The sequence below is a fragment of the Corticicoccus populi genome (assembly GCF_042686195.1).
In the GTDB taxonomy this organism is placed as follows: domain Bacteria; phylum Bacillota; class Bacilli; order Staphylococcales; family Salinicoccaceae; genus Corticicoccus; species Corticicoccus populi.
This window is the reverse complement of the sequence record NZ_JBHUOQ010000005.1, coordinates 193,847-213,199: the sequence shown is the minus strand read 5'-3', so window position 1 is coordinate 213,199 and position 19,353 is coordinate 193,847. Positions and strand designations below refer to the sequence as shown.

Here is a 19,353-nt window from a genome sequence, read left to right as displayed (position 1 = left end):
TTTATAACGGATGACTTTCGGATAAAGGTTTTTATTTGTATAATAAGAATATTAAGATAATGAACAATACTTTGAAGAAGGTGCATAATTGTGGGTAAAGAAATTGTAGTAGGCAGCGGTCCGGGTGAGATAAAAATGGAAGAGATATTTACACATGCAGCTTCTGGAGACCATGTGAAATTTAAGCGGATTAACGGCTTCCATACACTGCCGGCAGGAATGAATGTACCGAAAGATTCAACATTGACTTTTACAGGTGCTGCAGATGACCGTATTGTAAAAGTGAGTGCAGGTATTACTGTCTACGGTGAACTGACACTTGATAATTTAACACTTGATTTTGGTTTGACCGGATCTGATACCGGAGAACGGATTTATGTTGCCGGTGGTGTATTGAATTTAAAAAATCTCACTGTGCTCGGATCGGATAGAACAATCAGTCCAGTTCTCGTGGACGGCGGTGTAATTAATATTGATGACACGGAAGTTTTGAACCGTGCGGAGAACGGTTACGGTGTGGATATTCAGAAAAGTACCGGAAAAATGACAACATCATATACAAATGGAATCAGTCTGGATGGCTCTGTTCTCTCGGTTACAGATTCTTCTGTTCTCGGCGGCATGCAGCTGAAAGAGAGCGCGGAATTAACGGCGTCGCATACTAAATTTAATTTTACTGATTCAGTGAACCCAAGAAATATTATTTGTACGGACAGTAGGATGAAGTTATTTAACTGTGAGGTCAAGGGTGACAAAATTGATAATCCAATTCGGGCGTTCAATTCCAATTTGGAACTGAACGGATTTAAAATCCGTCAGGTAAGAGATAATGGTTTTGGAGTGGAGATTAATGACCATAGTGAAGCGGTAATCAGTAATTCGGATATCAACGGCTTATACATTAAGTCGTCCCGGGCTGAAGTGATTGATAAAAGTACGATTTCAGGCTTCTTTGAGCTGTTTGAAAGTAGTACGTTTAAAGCCCGTCATCTGGTGAACCAGACAATTCCACCGAATTATACGATGATGCTCACAGGCGATTCAGCTGCAGATATAGAATATTTTGAATCCAGCTATAATCCAATGTTTAAAGTGACGGATTCTAATTTGAAAATCGATGAACAGAACGTACCCGATGAAAATTCAGTTACTGCTGAAGTGTACGGCGATTCGAAAGTGACCGGAGAAAATATTAAATGTATTGAATATGACCAGAACCAGGGCGACAGGGTGACGGAAGTGAAAGAAACGTATTCAGACAGTGTGGAAACAGCAGAAGATGCTATGGCATCTTTAGATCAGCTTGTCGGGCTTGATGAAGTTAAACGTGCGGCAAGGAAGTTTATTAATGTAACCAATGTGAATAAAAAGAAAGAAGAGCAGGGAATTCCCGTTAAAAAAGCATCACTGCATTCGATGTTTCTTGGTAATCCGGGAACAGGGAAAACAACTGTAGCCAGATTAATCGGGAAAATACTTTCACAGAACGGTGTTCTTAAAAATGATCATTTTGTTGAAGTTTCAAGGCAGGATCTTGTATCCGGTTATATTGGAAAGACGACGGAAAATACACTTGAGAAATTGAAGGCGGCACACGGCGGTGTATTTTTTGTAGATGAAGCATACACATTGAATTCAACAGAGGGGACTGCTAATTACGGGCAGGAAGCACTGGATACTATACTTAAATATATGGAAGACTACCGTGATGATATTATGATTATCTTTGCAGGCTATACGAAAGAAATGTTTGATTTCATGAACATGAATCCAGGTCTTAAATCAAGGGTACCCCATTCGTTTGACTTTGAAGATTACACTGTGGAACAGCTGGTGGAGATTGGTGTTAAGGATCTGGAACTCCAGCACTATCAATTTGACCACGACAGGTACCATAAAGAATTATCAAAAGCCTACCGACGCTCAACAGAAGGCAGTAATGCACGCTTCGTCAGAAATTTTAATGAAAAACTGGTCATGGAACAGTCCAACCGTGTGGAGGAGACCGGCTTGACAGAGAAAGAGGATTTTCTGACTATTAATGACGAAGACTGGGACAATATGTTCGGAAATGATGATAATGATACTCAAAAAGCATTAAATGAACTCCTTGAGGAACTGAACCGGCTGGTCGGTCTTGAAAATGTTAAAGCACATGTCACCCAGCTTGTGAAGGAAGCGCAGGCCAATAAATTATTTGAAGAACGCGGCATGTCTTTTGAACAGTCGACGTATCATATGGTGTTTGCGGGTCCTCCCGGGACCGGGAAAACAACAGTGGCAAGGTTAATTTCAAAAATATTCTGTGCACTGGATATTCTGAGTAAAGATACACTGATTGAAGTAGACCGCGGCGATTTAGTCGGTTCTTATATCGGTCATTCTGAAAAAAATACGAATAATGCCATTGACCGTGCTATGGGCGGGGTACTGTTTATCGATGAGGCGTACCAGCTGACGGTGAATGACAGTGATCGTGATTTCGGTCATCAGGTGGTGGATACTCTGATTACTGCGCTTGAAAATCACCGTGATCAATTTATTACGATTTTTGCAGGTTACACGAATGATATGGAACGTTTTCTTGAGGCAAACGACGGACTGAAATCAAGAATTCCATATAAAATTGAATTTGATGAATATTCGTCAGAAGAAGTGGCAGAAATTGTTATCCGCAGTTTAGATGGTAAATGGCGTTTCAATGAAGACTTTCTTAGAATGACTGTTACGGGAAAATATGATACACTGCCGGATAATGAAAAATCAAACGGACGCTGGGCAAGGAACTTTACACAGAAGTTACTAATGCTTCAGAAAAATTATATTGTGTCTGAAGATGTCCCGCCGGATGATTTTGATTTTATTACGGATAAAGTGATTTATGAAATGGGTCAGATGAATATTTAATGGAGGGAAATCATGATTCATGCATTAAAAGATTTTTTTAACAGGGCATTTAAATTTAAAGGCAGAACAACAAGAAGAGATTTTCTTTGGATTAATGGTATTGGATTTGCGGTAGGTATGCTTTTTCCTGAGAAGGGTGTATTGAACCGAATCGGCAGTGCCGCTGCAGCAGCTCTCTTCATCCCTTTAATATCTTTAACATCCAGACGGTACCAGGATGTCGGGATTTCCGGCTGGTGGCAGCTTATTTTATATATTGTCTTTTTGCCGCTCCTATTGATTAAAGTGGTGTCAAAACCTGTACGTATCTTTCTTATTATCATATTTATCATAATTCAGCTCGCCGGTTTCGTTATTTCACTGCTGCCGGCGGATGCATTAAAGAGAAAAAGGTGAATCACCAGTAAAAGTATCGTGCCTACGATGAGCACGATACTTTTATGTTTAATACTATCCTTCAATCACTTTGATAAATATTTTTCGGGTTCTCGGACCGTCAAATTCTGCGAAGTAAACACTCTGCCATGTACCATACAGTATGCTGCCGTCTTCTAAAATCAGCGTTTCACTTGCACCTGTCAGAGAAGATTTCATATGAGAGTCAGAGTTGCCTTCAAAATGACGGTACTCTTTTTTATTATCAAATGTCTGATTCATACCGAAAACAAGATCCTTCACCACATCGGGGTCTGCATTTTCGTTGATTGTAATTCCTGCAGTAGTGTGAGGGGTGAATACTGTGATAATACCGTTCAGAATACCTGACTTCAGTCGTGCGTCTTCAACATATGAATCGATATTTACGAATTCATTTCTTTCATGTGTTGTCACTTCAAACTTAAATAACATACGAATCCCTCCATTACTTTTTGTGTATTCGGGTATTATATTACTAAACTTTACTCAAGGAGTGAAATAAATGCCTTATACAATGAATGATTATCCGGATTCTCTAAAAAATCTGGAGCGTCTTGAAAGAAGAAAAGCGATTGATATTATTAATGCGATGATTGAAGACGGTTATGATGAGGATGAAGCGATTCCGATTGGTACACGTCAGGCTGAAAAGTGGTATAAAGATGCAGACTCGGACGCGTTGAGAAAACTTGAAAATAAAAATATTCAAAAGCATGAAGAGAGTGACAGCAGAGGATCCGACCTCATAAATAATGATGTGGAAGTTTATTTTGAGGATGATGAATGGAAGGTGAAGACAGAAGGTGCAGAACAGGCATCCAAAACATTTAAATATAAAACAGAAGCGGTGGAATATGCTGAAGGTATCGCGGAAAACAGAGGGACAAAGACAAATATTCATAAAAGAGGAGAATCATAAAAAGCGGCCGACGGGCCGCTTTTATTTTCATGATATTTATTTTGAAATTAGAAAAACTGAAGTAACAGGATACCCGTCACAATCATTGCGACAGCAGCGAGTCTTCTAGCATCAATTCTTTGTTTCGGGAGACCAAAGAGGCCGAGCTGATCAATCAAGAGACCCATTAAAATCTGTCCCACAATGACCGCCATCATCGTTAATGTTGCCCCAAGTTCAGGCATTAAAAGAGCGTTAAAAGCGAGGGTGGAGGCACCGAGCAGACCACCGAGAAAATGCCACAATTTAAGTTTTTCTGTCCCTGCCTGAAATTTCAATGAAATGCGCTTTTCAATCAGGAGCGACAGTATTAACAGTATTGTAGTGCCGACTGTAAATGAAATCAGGGTTGCAAATACAAATGAACCTGTCTCTTCATTTAAAGCCCCGTTAACGGCAGTCTGCATTGGTACAAGCGTGCCGGTGAACAGCCCGAATAAAATCCATATTCTGGAGTTCGCCCCCGGTACAGCAACAGTGCGTCTGGCATTCATAAAAATAACACCGAAAATTAAAAGCAGAATTCCGACGATATGCATAAGATGAACATCTTTCGGAGAAGCATTGAACCAGCCGAAAGTATCGATCAGGAAACTTGAAATCATCTGGCCGCTCACTGTCATGATAACTGTTAAAGAAGCGCCGATTTTCGGAAGGAGGATGATATTGCCGGTTAAAAAGATTACACCGAATATTCCGCCGAAAAACCAAATGTAAGAATAGTTTTGAGACATGAAGAAGTCTGTTGAAAAGTAACCAGGATTAATGAAAAGATTGGCCAGGAACAAAAGGGTTGTTCCCACTAAAAATGAGTAAAAGGAAGTAATAAATACTGAGCCGGTAAATTGTTTCAGTCTGGTATTAACTGCAGTCTGTGCAGGTATAAAAGTACCGCCGATAATTCCAAGAAGTATTAAAGCGTACAATAAAAGTCCTTCTTTCTGTGTTTGAATAACATTAGAATTTTAACAGAACAGCATAATGATAGCAATGTAATTTTTCTTTAATGGTGCTTTTATGCTTAGTAGGTCAGCCTTCTTTTTTTCTTCCTAAATAGTTTGATATAAAGACAATAAAAGTAATAATGAATGTAAATAAAAATGTTCCTGTCCAATTTTGCTCGGAACTAAATAAAAAGTGAAAACCCATTATTAAAAAGTATCCCGTTATATATACAGGGATATATACAATTAACATATCTTTAAGAAGACTATCCATTTAAATTCTCCTCATCTTAAATTTATATAATGACACTTTAACAAACTCATTTTTTTATTCCAATAGCTTATAATATATAGGTGAAGCGTTTGGACATCAGTATCGAATTACAGTAACTTCGTATATAATAGAGGTAGAAAAATCTGGAGGCGTTAATGTGACAACAAATGATATAAAAGAAAAACTGATTAAATGGAGACGTCATTTTCATCAGCATCCGGAGGTCTCCTATAAGGAATTTGAAACATCCAATTACATATATAACACGCTCAAGTCTTTCGGCAGTATTGAAGTCAGCCGTCCGACGGAAACGAGCGTTGTCGGGGTATTAAAAGGCAGGAATGATGGGGACGGTAAAACAATCCTTCTTAGAGCTGATATTGATGCACTGCCGATGCAGGAGATGACAGATCTTGATTTTAAAAGTGTGAATGACGGCGTTATGCATTCATGCGGGCATGATGCTCATCCTGCGATGCTGCTTGGTGCAGCGGAAATTCTGTCCGGTGAAGATTTTTCCGGTGAAATCCGTTTTGTCTTCCAGCATGCTGAGGAAGAGTACCCGGGCGGTGCCCACGAACTGGTGGATGCAGGAATTACAGACGGGGTGGACTATGCATATGCCCTTCATGTATCTCCGGATTATCCGACAGGGACTTTTTCAATCAAGGAAGGCCCGTGGTGTGCGGCTGCTGATGAGTTTTATATTACGATTCACGGTTCCGGTGCCCATGCGGCACAGCCTTTTAATGCGATTGACCCGATTATTGTCGGAGCGGAGTTTACGACTGCTGTACAGTCCATCGTTTCAAGAAAAATATCACCGAACCATACACCTGTAGTTTCAGTGACAAATTTCCATGCAGGGGAAGTTGTGAATGCGATCCCCGGCAGGGTGGATATTTCAGGGACAATACGTTCGCTCGATGAGACATCGAGGGTAACAGCACGTAACGAACTTGAAAGAATTTTGAAGGGCGTGACACTCGCTCATAATGCAGCTTACGATATTAAGTGGGATATTGGATATCCGGGTGTTGTGAACGATAAAGACGCAACGGAGATTTCAAGAAAAGTATTTGAAAAGATTGTTGGTGCAGATCATATTATTGAGGGGGAATACCCGTCATACGGCACAGAGGATTTTGCTTCATTCTCAAGCGTGGTCCCGGGGTCTATGCAGCAGATTGGTGTGTACAGTGAAGCACTTGATAATAAACATCCGCTTCACAATCCTGAATTTACCATTGATGAGGATGCACTTTTACTGGGCACAGAGTATTTTGTGGAAACTGCACGCGCTCTGGTAAAATAAAATTATTAATAAGCAGAGGAGTAATCATATGAATATTTCAGAGGCAATCAGAACACGTCACAGTGTAAAAATATTTAAAGATACAGAACCTTTATCAAAAGAAACGATTGAAGAACTGCTGGAAGCAGCAGTATGGGCACCGAACCATCACCATACAGAACCGTGGAAATTTTTTGTGTTAACAGGTGACGGACGTTATCAGCTGGTGGACGCAATGAAAGAATGGGCGCATACACGTGTTGAAGATCCGGAAAGTGAATCCGGTAAAAAACGAATTGAGAAAATCAGCAGAAAACCTTTAATTGCACCAACTATTATTGTCATTGCCCTGTCACCTAAACAGGACAGTAAGAAGGCGATATACATTGAAGATGTATCTGCCGTATCTGCAGCCATTCAGAATATGCTGCTTGAAGCACACGGCAAGGGGCTTGGTGCGATTTGGAAGAGTGGTCCTGCATATTATGCGGAACCGGTTAAGGACCTTTTTAACCTGCGTGAAGATGAAGAAATTCTTGGTGCTGTATTTATAGGAGAATCCGATATGAAAAAAGAAGTGAAGAGAAAGCGGATTCCATTCGAAGAAAAAACAGTCTGGTTCACTGATAAAAACGGGGAAGGTTAAACATGAAAAAAGCTGCTACGTTATGTTTTTTAGTGGGGACACTGCTGATGTTTGCCAATATGACCGTAATTGACGGTGGATGGCGTCTGGTTTCTTATTTTGCAGTTGCTATTTTGTTTATTGTCGGACTGTACTTGAGTTACAGTGCAGAGTTGTAAAGACGGCGACTGATTGAGGTTGAGATGCTGAAAAGATAAAAACACGGTTACCGGATGCGTCCGGTAACCGTGTTTTGTATAAGAGGTCTTTTAACGTTTTACTTCTTTACTGCCGTCAAGAATATCCGACATATTCTGAATATCTTCTGCGAGGAAATCTCCTGTGATGGTATGCTTGTACAACATATTTCCAAGTGCTGTTTTTAAAGTGTGTTCAGCTGGGTGCTGATGGATTAAGCCGTAAAGAACACCCGCAGTAAAAGCATCACCTGAACCGATTCTATCTAAAATATCGACTTCATAGGCGGCAGTTTCGGTGATTTCTCCTTTATTGGAAATAACGCCTTTAATACTGTTTTTATTACTGTTAATCACAGTTCTTTGTGTGAAGGCGATGGTTTCTATACCGTAGAACTCATGAATTTTATCAAGAATGGGTTTTAGTGTATCGGCATCCGGGTTACGTTCCAGACCGTCCTTAATATCCTTGTTGTCTTCAATCAGTTCAAGGGGCTCGTAACCAAATAATACGTCACAGTATTTCACGAGCGGACTCATCACTTTTCTAGCCTCTTCAAAACTCCACAAGTTACCCCGGAAATTTAAGTCGGCACTGATTTTCATGCCGCGTCCTTTAGCTGCTTCCAATGCCTTTAATAAGGCTGCTTCCAGTTCTTTAGTCAGGGCAGGTGTAATCCCGCTGAAGTGGAACCAGTCAAAACCTTCAAAGATTTTTTCAAAATCGTAGTCATCCGGACCGGACTGGTTAAAGCTTGAATGTTTTCTGTCATAAACAACAGAAGTGGAGCGGACACCGAATCCGAGTTCCATAAAATTAACGCCGATTCGTTCTCCCTGATATTTAATGGATGATGTATCAATATTATGCATTTTCAAAAGCTGTGTGACTCTTCTGCCGAATGCATTACCGGGAAGTGCCGTTACCATTGAAACATCGACACCGGAAGAAGCAAGCCCCATGAGAACGTTCATCTCACTGCCGCCGATATTCACATCAAATGACGGGTTGTTCGTTAAAGTTGCCTGCGGGGGCGTGGAGAGTCTCATCATAATTTCACCAAATGTAATGAGTTTCATTTTTAATTCCCGCCTTTTATCGCATTTTTATATGCATTAACAAATGATTTTGTGTTATCAGTAATAACGCCCGTATCTGTCCCGTCGAAGCCTTTTGTCAGCGCACTGCCGATACCGACTGCGAATGCACCGTTTTTAATCCAGTCTCCGATATTGTCTTTGGACACACCGCCTGATGGCATGACATTGGCGTGGGGAATCGGTCCTTTTACATCTTTGATGAATGAAGCGCCGAGTACACCGCCCGGGAATAATTTAACAACGTCTACACCTGACTTAAAAGCTTCAGTGACTTCAGTAACAGAGCCGCAGCCGGGTAGATAGGGGATATGGTACAGATTGCATATTTTAGAGATTTCAGCATCAAAATGCGGGCTGACCACATAAGCAGCCCCGTTTCTGATTGCTTCATCGGCATTATGTGCCGTCATCACAGTACCTGCACCGACACATAAATCAGTGCGGTCCCTGAAATGGCTGATTAATTCACTCGCCCGGGGCGTAGTATATGTGATTTCAATATTTGAAATGCCGCCTTCCAAAACAGCTTCAATAATTTGAATGGTTTCATCAAATTGTTTTCCACGGACAACTGCAACAAGGTAATTTTTCTGTAATTGATTTAGAATATCGTACTTTTTCATTTAATTTCCTCCGTAATCTAATATAAAGAAATTTTACGTTTTAACTGTTCGCCGGCAGAGGCTGGGTCTGCGCTTTTAGTAATGCCGCTTCCGACAATCACAACCTCGGGTTTAAGCTTTAAATAGTCATCAATGTTTTCATTATTGATGCCGCCTGCAACATAAACATTAAAGTCAAAGTTATGAATATGACGGGACAGCGGGGAAAATACTGCACCGTCTTTCTGCTGGTCTTTTCCGATATGCAGACTGACACTTGTAACGTTGATGCCTGCAAGCTGGTGTAAAGTCTCTTCCGACTGATTATTCAAAAGATCCACGACTGTTTCCCGTTCGTATTTTTCAGCGTTTTTAACGCACGCTTCAATAGTGGAGGGATCTGCGAATGACATCACAGTAATAATATCGGCACCGTATTCAAAGGCATTACGGCTTTCACTTTCCCCGGCATCACATATTTTCAAATCAGCGAGAATTTTTTTATCAGGATACAGCTGCTTAATATCACGCACCAGTGACAGACCGTATTCATTAATGACACCTGTACCGATTTCAATAATATCAATGTGCTCTTTTACTGTGTCGATTACTTCAATACATTTTTCCCTGCTCAAACGATCAAGGGCAATTTGCAGTTTCATGGACGGCTCCTTTCATAAACAGTTATTCCATTGTCATCGAAACTGACAACCTGCTTAATATAATGGTTGAATATACCTGTTTCTATTACACCCGGGATATTCAGCATTTGATTCTGCAGGACGTTCAGATCATCAATCTTTTCAAAAGTACAGTCAACAATATAGTTTCCGTTATCGGATGTAAATAAAGTATCTCCATCCATTCTATCAGAAAGGGAGGTACCGTAATTCATGATTTCCAGTTTGGTTAAATTCATCAGAAACGGATTGATTTCTACAGGGATTTTAACACCTTCAAATGAGGGTGTTTCTTTTGTTTTTTTCGCGGCAATAATAATATGTTTTGAAAAATATCCAATCTGTTTCTCCCTGAGCAGTGAACCGCCGCCGCCTTTCACGGCATTTAAATCAGCAGTGAACTGATTGGCGCCGTCAATCGTAAAGTCAATTTCTTCAGTATCAAAAGTAACTTTAAGCTGCTGGTCGTGTAATGCTTTTTCTGTCTTTACAGATGTGGGAACGAACTGTATGTTGAGACTATTTTCTTCAATATAAGCCCTGGCCGAAGGGATATACCCCTCGATTGTAGATCCGGAGCCCATGCCGATGACTGTGCCGTCTGTTAAAAACGTATTCAGGTGCTGATATAATTCTTTCATTTATTCTGCATTCCCTCCTATTAAATCAGGTATAAAATGAATGATTGACGGAACAAAAGCAACGAGCAGTAAAACGGCAAGAATAATGAGCAGGTACGGTATGACTGCAACAAAAGACCTTTCTACGGATAGACCGCCTATTTTACTGGCAATCAACAGGCATAGACCATATGGTGGTGTTGCGAGACCAATCGCAAGAGTAATTACAACGATAATACCCAGGTGTACCGGATCAATGTTAAACGCTGCTGCTGCAGGAAGGATTACCGGAACAAATAAAATCATGGCAGGTATGGCATCCATAAATGTACCGATGATTAAGAAGAAAGCAATAATCAACAGAATAAACAGCCATTTTGAACCAATGTTATCAGTAAAGAAGTCCTGTGCGAGTGTACCGAGCTGGTAGTAACTGAGCAATTCTCCAAGTGCACTGGCAGTCGCAAGTGCAAATAAGGATAATGAGCTCAGAGCCAGTGTATCAAAAATGATTTTCGGTAAATCTTTTAATTTTAAAGATTTATAGTAGAACATGCTGATTAAAAATGTATAGATTGATGCGATGGCTGCAGATTCTGTCGCAGTAAATATACCGGAAGTGATTCCTCCGATAATAATGACAATCGTTAACAGGGCAGGCAGTGCATCTAAAAATTTGGCAGTGATTTCTTTACCGGCAAGTTTCTTTGATGTCGGATAATTCTTTTTCCTGGCCAAAAAATAAACAAAAACCATCATCGCAAGACCGATTAAAATCCCGGGTATAATGCCTCCTAAAAATAAAGCGCCGATTGAAGCATTGGCAATTCCGGCAAAAATAATCATTGGAATACTCGGCGGTATAATGACACCGATTGTTGATGAAGCGGCGGTCACACCGACAGATGTTTCTTTGCTGTAACCATTTTTAAGCATGCTCGGGATTAAAACTTTCCCTGTACCGGCAGTATCTGCCTGTGCGGCTCCTGAAACGCCTGCGAACATCATAGATACGAGGATGTTCGACTGTGCAAGACCTCCTTTTAACGGACCAACAATCGCAAGAGCGAGATCTATCATTTTCTCAGAGATTTTACCTGAGTTCATAATGTTTGCAGCGAGTATAAATAAAGGCACGGCAAGAAGGACAAAGGAGTCGAGGCCGTTAACCATCTTCATCGGTACAATCACCTCAGGAAGATCCGGGATTGTCATAATGCCGAGCAGCGAGACGATACCGATAACAAAAGCAATCGGCACACCAATAACAAGAAGCAGAACAAAAACTAATACAAGCAGGATACCCATTATACAACCTCCTTTTCAGACCGGTTTTTATTATTTTTTACCCGCTCAATAATATGGTGGAGTGAATAAATAATCATACTTACAGCCATAACAGGAATGACAAGCCATACATATCCCATTTTCATGAAAGGCACAGTCTCCCATCTGTAATTCCAGAAGTGGTTGATAATTGTAATACCGTAAGAAACGATAAAAAGATTGAAGGCAATTAATAAACTGTCAATAAACATATTTAACCGGTTTCGGTTAATCTCGGAAAGTTTATACTGCAGTGTATCAAACGAGAAATGTTCTCTATGGTTAACCATCACACTGGCACCCATGAACATTGCCCAGATAAAACTGTATGTTGAAACTTCTTCAGTCCAAAGAACAGACCATCCCAGGTACCGGGTTAAAATTTGAATGAGAATAGCAGTAAAAAATATGAGCAGGGCAATAATACCAATAGTGACTTGAATTTTTTCAAGTGTTTTAACAAATCGACTCATTATATTCGTCCTCTCTTAGTTTTTTCTTAAATTTCGGATTTCTTCCAGTACATCAATCATATCCAGTTCTTCAGCAAGACGGTCCTGAATTGGAAACGCAACTTCCTCAAGCTCTGTTGTATCGATTTCATTTACTTCCGCACCTGCGTCCAGTGCAATTTGTTTATACTCTACATCCTGATCAATAATCGCCTGTCTTTCGGCTTCAACGGATGCATCAGCTGCTGTTTGTAATATTTCCTGGATATCTTCATCGTATTCATCAAATCGATTACCGTTCATTAATAAAAAGCGGGTAGTAAAATCATGTGCAGTTTCAGTGATGAACTTACCGTTCTGAGTAGTATGGTGATTCTGCTGAACGAAGTAAGGATAAGAGTTCTCAGATGAATCTACAACATTCTGCTGAAGTGCCTGATAGAGTTCACCCCAGGATACAGAAGTCGGGAGGGCACCTGTAGATTCCCAAAACTCAGAAACGACACCGGATGTCTGTGTTCTGATGCTTGTCCCTCGTAAATCTGCCATTTCCTCTACAGGATGTTTACCGTAAAAATGACGTGCACCTGCTGACCAGTAGCCCATAATTTTAAAGTCATTTTCTGATTTTTCATTTACAAGTGTTGAGATTTCCCGGCCGATTTCGCCGTCTACCACTTCTTCCCAATGGTCATAGCTCTCAAAAAGATAATGCAGTGCAAAGAAATCAAATTCTTCAATACCTGTTGCTGTCATGAATCCTGGAGAAACCAAAACGACATCAGCTGCACCAATCACAAGTTTTTCAATCAACTCTGATTCTTCGGTGCCGATGGTACCCGCATGAACCTCAACTTCAATTCTGCCGTCTGATAATTCTTCAGCGACTTCTTTAAACTCCAGTAAGCCATCCTGATAGGGGTTGTCGGTAGAAGTCTGGTTGTGAGCGGCAATAATTTTAATCGGATCTTCTACAGTGCCTTCTTCCACATCTGTGACACTGCTGCAGGCACTTAACATGAGGATAAACATTAAAAGCAGTGTGATTTTTAATCTTTGTTTCATCATTATCTTCTCCTTATTCTAAGTTAAAGTGTCTTACTTTTAGTTCATTATTCGAGGTGTTTGTATTGATATTAAGAGAAACGATTAATGCATCAAGAACAATGTGCATTGCCTGGTCAAACTGATTGCCTAGAGGCTGAATCGTTTTAATATTATTATGTTTTGTACTTGCCTTAATGAAAATTGATTCATCAAATTTATCTGTAACTTCAGGATCATCAGCTGCTGTAACGAGAAGTGTACAGCCTCCGATCTGCCTTACTTTTGAAATCATTTGATCCAGGCTGCTTCCTTTTCCGGATCCGCTTAATATGATCAGTAAATCATTCTCTGTGAAATTTGGAGTCGTGGATTCTCCGACGACATGTACCCGGTATCCGCTGTGCATGAGGCGCATGGCTGCCATTTTTCCGACCAGCCCGCTGCGTCCATTTCCCTGGATAAATATATTTTCCGCTTTAAGAATCATTTCTGCTGCTGCATCAAGCGATGATGCGCTGACTTGATTTAATACATTGCCGACTTCTTCAGACAGCGTTTGAAGTACTGTTTCAGTTTTCATGTTTAACTGAGCTCCTCTCTATAAACTGGTGGTTAAAACGATGGGTGCTGTAATCCGTATGTTCATGATTAATAGTGTGAAATAAACCCCTTGCTGCGGCTTTACCGATTTCAAAAGTAGGCTGCGCGATAACTGTTAAACTGGGATTAAAAAATTCCGTAAATTCAATATCGTCAATACTTATAATGGATAAATCTCTTGGAATGACAGTACCGGTTTCTTTTGCTGAGCGGAGCACCTCGAGTAGTGCCAGATCGTTCGCAACGATGAGTGAAGACGGCATTGTGTTATTTTCTAAATGATTTTTAATTTCCGTATGAAGATTATCAAGTGAAGTTGAAAGGGTAAAAGGCTTGATACCATGTGTCTGACATGATTTTAAATACGCATTTTTCCGTTCAACACGTGGTGTGATATTTTTCACCGGCTGGGAAATAAAGCCGATTTCTTTATGTTTTTTTTCAAGAAGATAATTAAAAGCGTTTTCAATTGCGAGCGCATTATTTAAAAGGTAAGAAGGAATAGAAAGACCTTCTATGTATCTGTCGATAAAAACAACAGGAAAATTTTGTTCATATAAATCCTTAAAGAGAAGCTCGTTTTCCAGTGTTGGAATGACAATCAGGCCGTCCACCTGTTTTGACATGAGCATCTGAACGTAGCTTTTTTCTTTAACAGGGTCGTCATCTGCATTACAAACAATAACGTGATAGTCCTTAGTGTAAAAATAATCCTCAATTGCTCTGATAATTTGTGTAGAAAAGCTGTGAAGAATGTTGGCAACAATGATGCCAACAGTCATAGTCTTTTTATTTTTAAGACTTTTAGCGATAAAATTCGGATTATAGTTTAATTCTTCTACAGCTTTTGCAATACGTTCTTTAGTATCACTCCCCATATAGGAGAACCGGTTGTTCAAATAATGAGATACTGTGGATTTAGAGACATTTGCTCTTTCAGCAACATCATTGATGGTAATTCTCTTCATAAAAAATTCTCCTTGTAATTAATTACTAAACCGGTTTAGTAAACCGATTTAGTAAGAGTATAAATTAAATGAAACCGTTTTACAATACTACGTATGGAATTTATAAAAAAACACCCGCATTGAGCGGGTGTTAAATTAATCTATCAGGCATTCCGGGTTTTTAATTTTTCTGTCCGCTTTTTCTCCGACTGATCAATCAGGACTGCAGCAGCAGAGTCACCGGTCACATTCATTGTTGTATACGCCATATCGAGTAAACGGTAAATAGCAGCAATCGGCCCCATCAATTCAATAGGAAGACCGAGCAGTGTCAGGAATGAGGCACCGAGTACAATCCCACCGCCTGGAATTCCAGGTGCTGCCATGTTTAAAACTGTTGCGATTAGTACCAGATATATAATCTGTCCGACACCAAGCGGTATGTTATAAAAATCGGACACAAATACGGCAAGTAAACTGAATGATACAGCACCGCCTGCCATGTTGATAGTTGTGCCGAGAGGGACTACAAAGTTCGTGACCGGTTTTGAAACTTTAAAATCATAGCGTGTAACTTTCATCGTAGTCGGCATAGTTACAGCAGAACTTGTTGTGGATAATGAAACAAGCCATACTTTGTAAATACCTTTTATAAAATCAACAGGTCTGACTTTCCCGTAAAGCCATACCGGAATCAGCATCACAAGTATGAATACAACAATACATGCGAAATAAGCGGTAAAAATATACAGGCCGAGCGCTGAGAAAATACCTGCGCCGTATTCCGCAACAGCAAATGCCATCAGTGAAATGATTCCAATCGGTGTCAGTTCCATAATGAAATCAAGAACTTTAAAAATGACAAGTGATAAGCTGTTGATAAAGTTTTTTACAGGTTCCGCTTCTTTTCCAACCACGACAATTGCGACTGACAGTACGACAGTAAACAAAATGGTTGCGAGAATATCGCCTTCTGAAAAAGCCATGAATATATTGTCAGGAACAATATTCATGAAAAAATCAGATAAAGTGGGTTCGGCGACTTCCCCGTCGTATCCGGAAGCTTCAACGTCTATTCTCTGACCGGGGCGGATAAGATAAGAGATGATTAAACTGATTGCTGCAGTTGTAATGAACATCAATACAAACACAGAAACACTTTTAAAGCCGATACGTCCGAGATCACTCGAATTTCCGATGTTAATAATACCGGTGGATACTGCAACAAAGATGACGGGAATAATCATCAGCTGAATCAGGTTTAAGTAAATATCCCCGATGAATTTTATTTGTATTGAAAACTCCGGAAGTAATATTCCGAGAAGAATACCGAGTACAAAACCAATCGCGATCCGTGTGAACAGATGCTTTTTAGCTGTTAATATTTGCTTCATTTTGAATAACTCCTTCATAAGACGGGATGATTCCTTCCGGATAACTTCCCAGTATATTGATATAAGTACATATTTCTTTTAATTCTTCCAGTGCTCTTGAAAATGCGGCGTTGCCGAGGCCGCTGTCGACATCGATAAAAAATCCATACGAGAATGGTTTTGCCTGAATAGGGCGGGACATTAAGTAGACGAGGTTATTCTCGTGTTTCTTAAAGATCTGCAGCACATCACTCAATGAACCGGTACTGTGGCCGGTTTCTATATAGATGGATGTTTTATCCTGCACCCGGTTGATACGGCCGTTTTTCTTCTTAAAGAATAAGAAGCGGGTGGTATTTAAAGGATTGTCACTGATATTTTCACGAATGACAGTCATATCGTACATTTCTGCCGCATGGCTGCCGGCAATACTTGCGATGGTTTCATCTTTTGAATTCTTCACCATTTCTACTGCACCCGCTGTATCCCTGTATTCGAGCACCTCGATATTCGGATACTGGCTTAAGTATGTATAACACTGCTCCAGTGCTTCCGGGTGGGAGTATACTTTAGTAATTTTTGATAACTCAATCGGATGTTTTGTAATTAAGGCATGATCAATTTTTACATATACCTCGTCTGTTGCTTCAACATCCAGATATTTCATTAAATCGATGGTCCGGGTAATCGGACCACTTGTAGAATTTTCTACAGGCAGTGCGATGTAGTCCACTTCATCATTTAACAGTGCATCCACGAGCAGCCGGAACGTAAGGAAACCTTTTGTATGATCTTGATTCTCCCCCATGAATTTTTGACACGCAACCGTACTGTAACTGCCTGGAACACCTTGATAGCCAATTAGCAATATATTCACTCTCCCTGATTAAAAATAAAAAAGACCATTTACAGTTTCAACCCATCAAGTGAGAGGAACATAAATGGTCGGACAATCATATGGTACAGCCACTTAAGATTTCTCACGTGACTGGTTAACATTCTGCATGTTGATCAGCCATCATAGATATAAGAACGTCTATATCCGTGATGGGGTATAGACGCTATCTAAAATAGCTGAAAAAGAAATGATTTAATTGTTGAGAAGTATTGTAAGACATAACATTCACTCAAATCATTTTAAATATTGGTTAAATTCTAACAATTCGCCGTCTGCTTGTCAATAAAATTTTCATTTGGCAGACGGCAGGTCACAGGGTATTCCTGTTATGTTGTACGAAACTGTGCGTCATGCAGTGATTTATAAATACCGTCATCCAGATTGAGCAGTTCATCATGCTTTCCGCTTTCAGCAATGCCGTCTTTCGTTACAACCATAATTCTGTCGGCATTTTTAATGGTGGCGAGTCTGTGTGCAATCACAAGTGTCGTACGCCCTTCAGCCAGACGGTTCAGTGCTGTCTGGATTTGGATTTCCGTTGCGGTATCGAGTGCGCTCGTTGCCTCGTCCAGAATAAGAATCGGCGGATTTTTTAAGAACATCCGGGCGATAGCAATCCGCTGCTTCTGCCCGCCGGAAAGTTTCACGCCGCGTTCACCGACGACAGTCTCGAGTCCGCGTGGATATTCATCGACAAGTTCCTTAAGCTGTGCCTTTTCAAGCGCATCATAAATTTCTTCATCTGAAGCATCCGGGCGGCCGTATGAGACATTATCCCGCAGTGTACCTGAGAATAAAAAGACATCCTGCTGAACAGTTCCGATATTCTTTCTGAGTGAGTGAAGTGTGTAATCACGGATATCTTCACCGTCAATGGTAATCTGTCCGTCTGTCACATCATAAAATCTCGGCAGGAGTGAGCACAGTGTTGTTTTTCCGGCACCGCTCGGTCCGACAAAGGCGATGGTCTCACCGGGATTAATGGTTAATGAAATATCTTCCAGTACCGTTTTATTATCATATCCGAATGTCACGTTCTGGTAAGAAATGCGGCCGGAAACATCTGTCAGATCTGAAGCATTTTCCCGGTCGGCAACATCAGGTTCCTCACGCATAATCTCAGTAAAATGATTAAACCCTGCGATGCCGTTTGGATATAATTCAATAACGGCATTAATTTTTTCCAAAGGTTTGAATAAAATATTGGAAATCAGAATGAATGCTGCAAACTCCCCGAATGTCAACTCGCCGCGCATTGTATAGTATGCACCTGCAATCAATATAAAGACGGTAACAAGTCTCATTAACATATAAGTGGATGAGGTGTTCATTGCCATTATTTTATATGCTTTTAATTTTGTTGTTCTGAATGCCTCGTTCAATTTTCTGAATGAAGTCATTTCACGGTCTTCGTTGGCAAATGCCTGTACAAGACGGATACCGCCGACTTTATCTTCAATCATATGGTTGAAATCTGATACGCGGCTGAACAGTTCGCGGAATGCCACTGTCATTTTCTTATTAAAGTATATCGCAATGATTAATATGAGCGGTACGATAATAAATGAAATAATAGCCAGTTCAACATGGATATTCAGCATGATTAAAAATGCGCCTAAAAGGGTCATGACGGCAATAAACAAGTCTTCCGGACCATGATGGGCCATTTCACCGACATTCATTAAATCATTGGTTAAACGTGTCAGCAGTTTACCGGTTTTAGTATTATCAAAAAAGCGGTAGGACAGCTTTTGAATATGTCCGTATAAATCATTACGTATGTCACGCTCTATATTTGTGCCGAGCATATGCCCCCAGTATGTAACGACAAACTGTAAAAATGTATTAAAGAAATAAATCACAACGAGCCCTGCCGCAGCAAGTATAATCCACCGCCAGTTTCCGGACGGCAGCAGCTCATCGATAAATAAGTTTACAATGAGCGGAAAGGCAAGTTCTAATAATCCTACAACTACCGCACAGAAAAAATCGACAAAAAACAATAATTTGTACGGAGCATAATAGGAGAAGAAACGTTTCACGAAAAAACCTCCTTAAATTTGTTTGTCTATATACGCATAAAAACGATTA

General features: G+C 40.3%; 20 protein-coding genes. 6 read left to right on the top strand and 14 right to left on the bottom strand.

Going from position 1 to position 19,353, the window contains the following annotated elements; all coding sequences use genetic code 11:
- Positions 1-90: 90 nt before the first annotated feature.
- Both ACFSX4_RS13700 and ACFSX4_RS13695 read left to right on the top strand, forming a co-directional pair.
- A complete protein-coding gene (locus ACFSX4_RS13700; protein WP_377775849.1) occupies positions 91-2,907 on the top strand; it encodes an AAA family ATPase in 2,817 nt (938 codons plus the stop codon).
- Positions 2,908-2,919: 12 nt separating this feature from the next.
- Complete coding sequence (locus ACFSX4_RS13695) at positions 2,920-3,303, top strand: DUF805 domain-containing protein (protein WP_377775848.1); 384 nt, start codon at positions 2,920-2,922, stop codon at positions 3,301-3,303.
- Positions 3,304-3,357: 54 nt separating this feature from the next.
- On the opposite strand, the gene ACFSX4_RS13690 is transcribed toward ACFSX4_RS13695, so the two are convergent.
- Positions 3,358-3,756 carry a secondary thiamine-phosphate synthase enzyme YjbQ gene (locus ACFSX4_RS13690; RefSeq protein WP_377775847.1) on the bottom strand — a complete coding sequence of 133 codons (399 nt, stop codon included), beginning with the start codon at positions 3,754-3,756 and terminating at the stop codon, positions 3,358-3,360.
- 70 nt (positions 3,757-3,826) lie between these two features.
- Between ACFSX4_RS13690 and ACFSX4_RS13685 the strand changes: the two genes are divergently transcribed.
- The gene (locus tag ACFSX4_RS13685) at positions 3,827-4,243 is read left to right on the top strand and encodes a DUF2188 domain-containing protein (protein ID WP_377775846.1); all 417 of its coding nucleotides are present in this window, start codon (positions 3,827-3,829) and stop codon (positions 4,241-4,243) included.
- Positions 4,244-4,290: 47 nt separating this feature from the next.
- Here ACFSX4_RS13685 and ACFSX4_RS13680 read toward each other — a convergent pair whose 3' ends face one another.
- Entirely contained in the window at positions 4,291-5,208 is a 918-nt protein-coding gene (locus tag ACFSX4_RS13680) for a DMT family transporter (RefSeq protein ID WP_377775845.1), read from the bottom strand.
- 449 nt (positions 5,209-5,657) lie between these two features.
- On the opposite strand from ACFSX4_RS13680, the gene ACFSX4_RS13675 reads away from it, so the two are divergent.
- The 3 genes from ACFSX4_RS13675 to ACFSX4_RS13665 are packed head-to-tail and all read left to right on the top strand — an operon-like array spanning position 5,658 to position 7,598.
- Positions 5,658-6,815, top strand: coding sequence for a M20 metallopeptidase family protein (locus ACFSX4_RS13675; protein ID WP_377775844.1), 1,158 nt, complete (start codon positions 5,658-5,660; stop codon positions 6,813-6,815).
- A 28-nt stretch (positions 6,816-6,843) separates the two neighbouring features.
- Positions 6,844-7,440, top strand: coding sequence for a nitroreductase family protein (locus ACFSX4_RS13670; RefSeq protein ID WP_377775843.1), 597 nt, complete (start codon positions 6,844-6,846; stop codon positions 7,438-7,440).
- A gap of 2 nt (positions 7,441-7,442) precedes the next feature.
- Positions 7,443-7,598, top strand: a complete 156-nt coding sequence (locus ACFSX4_RS13665; RefSeq protein WP_377775842.1) for a hypothetical protein — start codon at positions 7,443-7,445, stop codon at positions 7,596-7,598.
- A 90-nt stretch (positions 7,599-7,688) separates the two neighbouring features.
- Here the strand turns inward: ACFSX4_RS13665 and ACFSX4_RS13660 are convergent, their stop codons facing one another.
- The 12 genes from ACFSX4_RS13660 to ACFSX4_RS13605 form a co-directional block, all read right to left on the bottom strand.
- Positions 7,689-8,696, bottom strand: a complete 1,008-nt coding sequence (locus tag ACFSX4_RS13660) for a PfkB family carbohydrate kinase (protein ID WP_377775841.1) — start codon at positions 8,694-8,696, stop codon at positions 7,689-7,691.
- Positions 8,697-8,698: 2 nt separating this feature from the next.
- Positions 8,699-9,340 (bottom strand): bifunctional 2-keto-4-hydroxyglutarate aldolase/2-keto-3-deoxy-6-phosphogluconate aldolase, encoded by a 642-nt coding sequence (locus ACFSX4_RS13655; protein ID WP_377775840.1) that lies wholly within the window; start codon positions 9,338-9,340, stop codon positions 8,699-8,701.
- A 17-nt stretch (positions 9,341-9,357) separates the two neighbouring features.
- Positions 9,358-9,981, bottom strand: a complete 624-nt coding sequence (gene hxlA / locus ACFSX4_RS13650; RefSeq protein WP_377775839.1) for a 3-hexulose-6-phosphate synthase — start codon at positions 9,979-9,981, stop codon at positions 9,358-9,360.
- Entirely contained in the window at positions 9,978-10,640 is a 663-nt protein-coding gene (gene rpiA, locus ACFSX4_RS13645) for a ribose 5-phosphate isomerase A (RefSeq protein ID WP_377775837.1), read from the bottom strand. The genes hxlA and rpiA overlap by 4 nt, the downstream gene beginning before the upstream one ends.
- Positions 10,641-11,927 (bottom strand): TRAP transporter large permease, encoded by a 1,287-nt coding sequence (locus ACFSX4_RS13640; protein ID WP_377775835.1) that lies wholly within the window; start codon positions 11,925-11,927, stop codon positions 10,641-10,643.
- Positions 11,927-12,418: a TRAP transporter small permease gene (locus tag ACFSX4_RS13635; protein ID WP_377775833.1), complete on the bottom strand. Its 492-nt coding sequence runs from the start codon at positions 12,416-12,418 to the stop codon at positions 11,927-11,929. The genes ACFSX4_RS13640 and ACFSX4_RS13635 overlap by 1 nt, the downstream gene beginning before the upstream one ends.
- A gap of 15 nt (positions 12,419-12,433) precedes the next feature.
- Positions 12,434-13,462 carry a TRAP transporter substrate-binding protein gene (locus ACFSX4_RS13630; protein WP_377775831.1) on the bottom strand — a complete coding sequence of 343 codons (1,029 nt, stop codon included), beginning with the start codon at positions 13,460-13,462 and terminating at the stop codon, positions 12,434-12,436.
- Positions 13,463-13,475: 13 nt separating this feature from the next.
- On the bottom strand, positions 13,476-14,024 hold the full coding sequence (gene hxlB / locus ACFSX4_RS13625; RefSeq protein ID WP_377775829.1) for a 6-phospho-3-hexuloisomerase: 549 nt from the start codon (positions 14,022-14,024) through the stop codon (positions 13,476-13,478).
- Complete coding sequence (locus tag ACFSX4_RS13620) at positions 14,014-15,012, bottom strand: LacI family DNA-binding transcriptional regulator (RefSeq protein ID WP_377775828.1); 999 nt, start codon at positions 15,010-15,012, stop codon at positions 14,014-14,016. The genes hxlB and ACFSX4_RS13620 overlap by 11 nt, the downstream gene beginning before the upstream one ends.
- A 143-nt stretch (positions 15,013-15,155) precedes the next feature.
- A complete protein-coding gene (locus ACFSX4_RS13615) occupies positions 15,156-16,385 on the bottom strand; it encodes a dicarboxylate/amino acid:cation symporter (RefSeq protein ID WP_377775826.1) in 1,230 nt (409 codons plus the stop codon).
- A complete protein-coding gene (locus tag ACFSX4_RS13610) occupies positions 16,363-17,232 on the bottom strand; it encodes a prephenate dehydratase (RefSeq protein ID WP_377775824.1) in 870 nt (289 codons plus the stop codon). The genes ACFSX4_RS13615 and ACFSX4_RS13610 overlap by 23 nt, the downstream gene beginning before the upstream one ends.
- Before the next feature lie 356 nt (positions 17,233-17,588).
- On the bottom strand, positions 17,589-19,304 hold the full coding sequence (locus ACFSX4_RS13605; protein ID WP_377775822.1) for an ABC transporter ATP-binding protein: 1,716 nt from the start codon (positions 19,302-19,304) through the stop codon (positions 17,589-17,591).
- Positions 19,305-19,353: the final 49 nt, after the last annotated feature.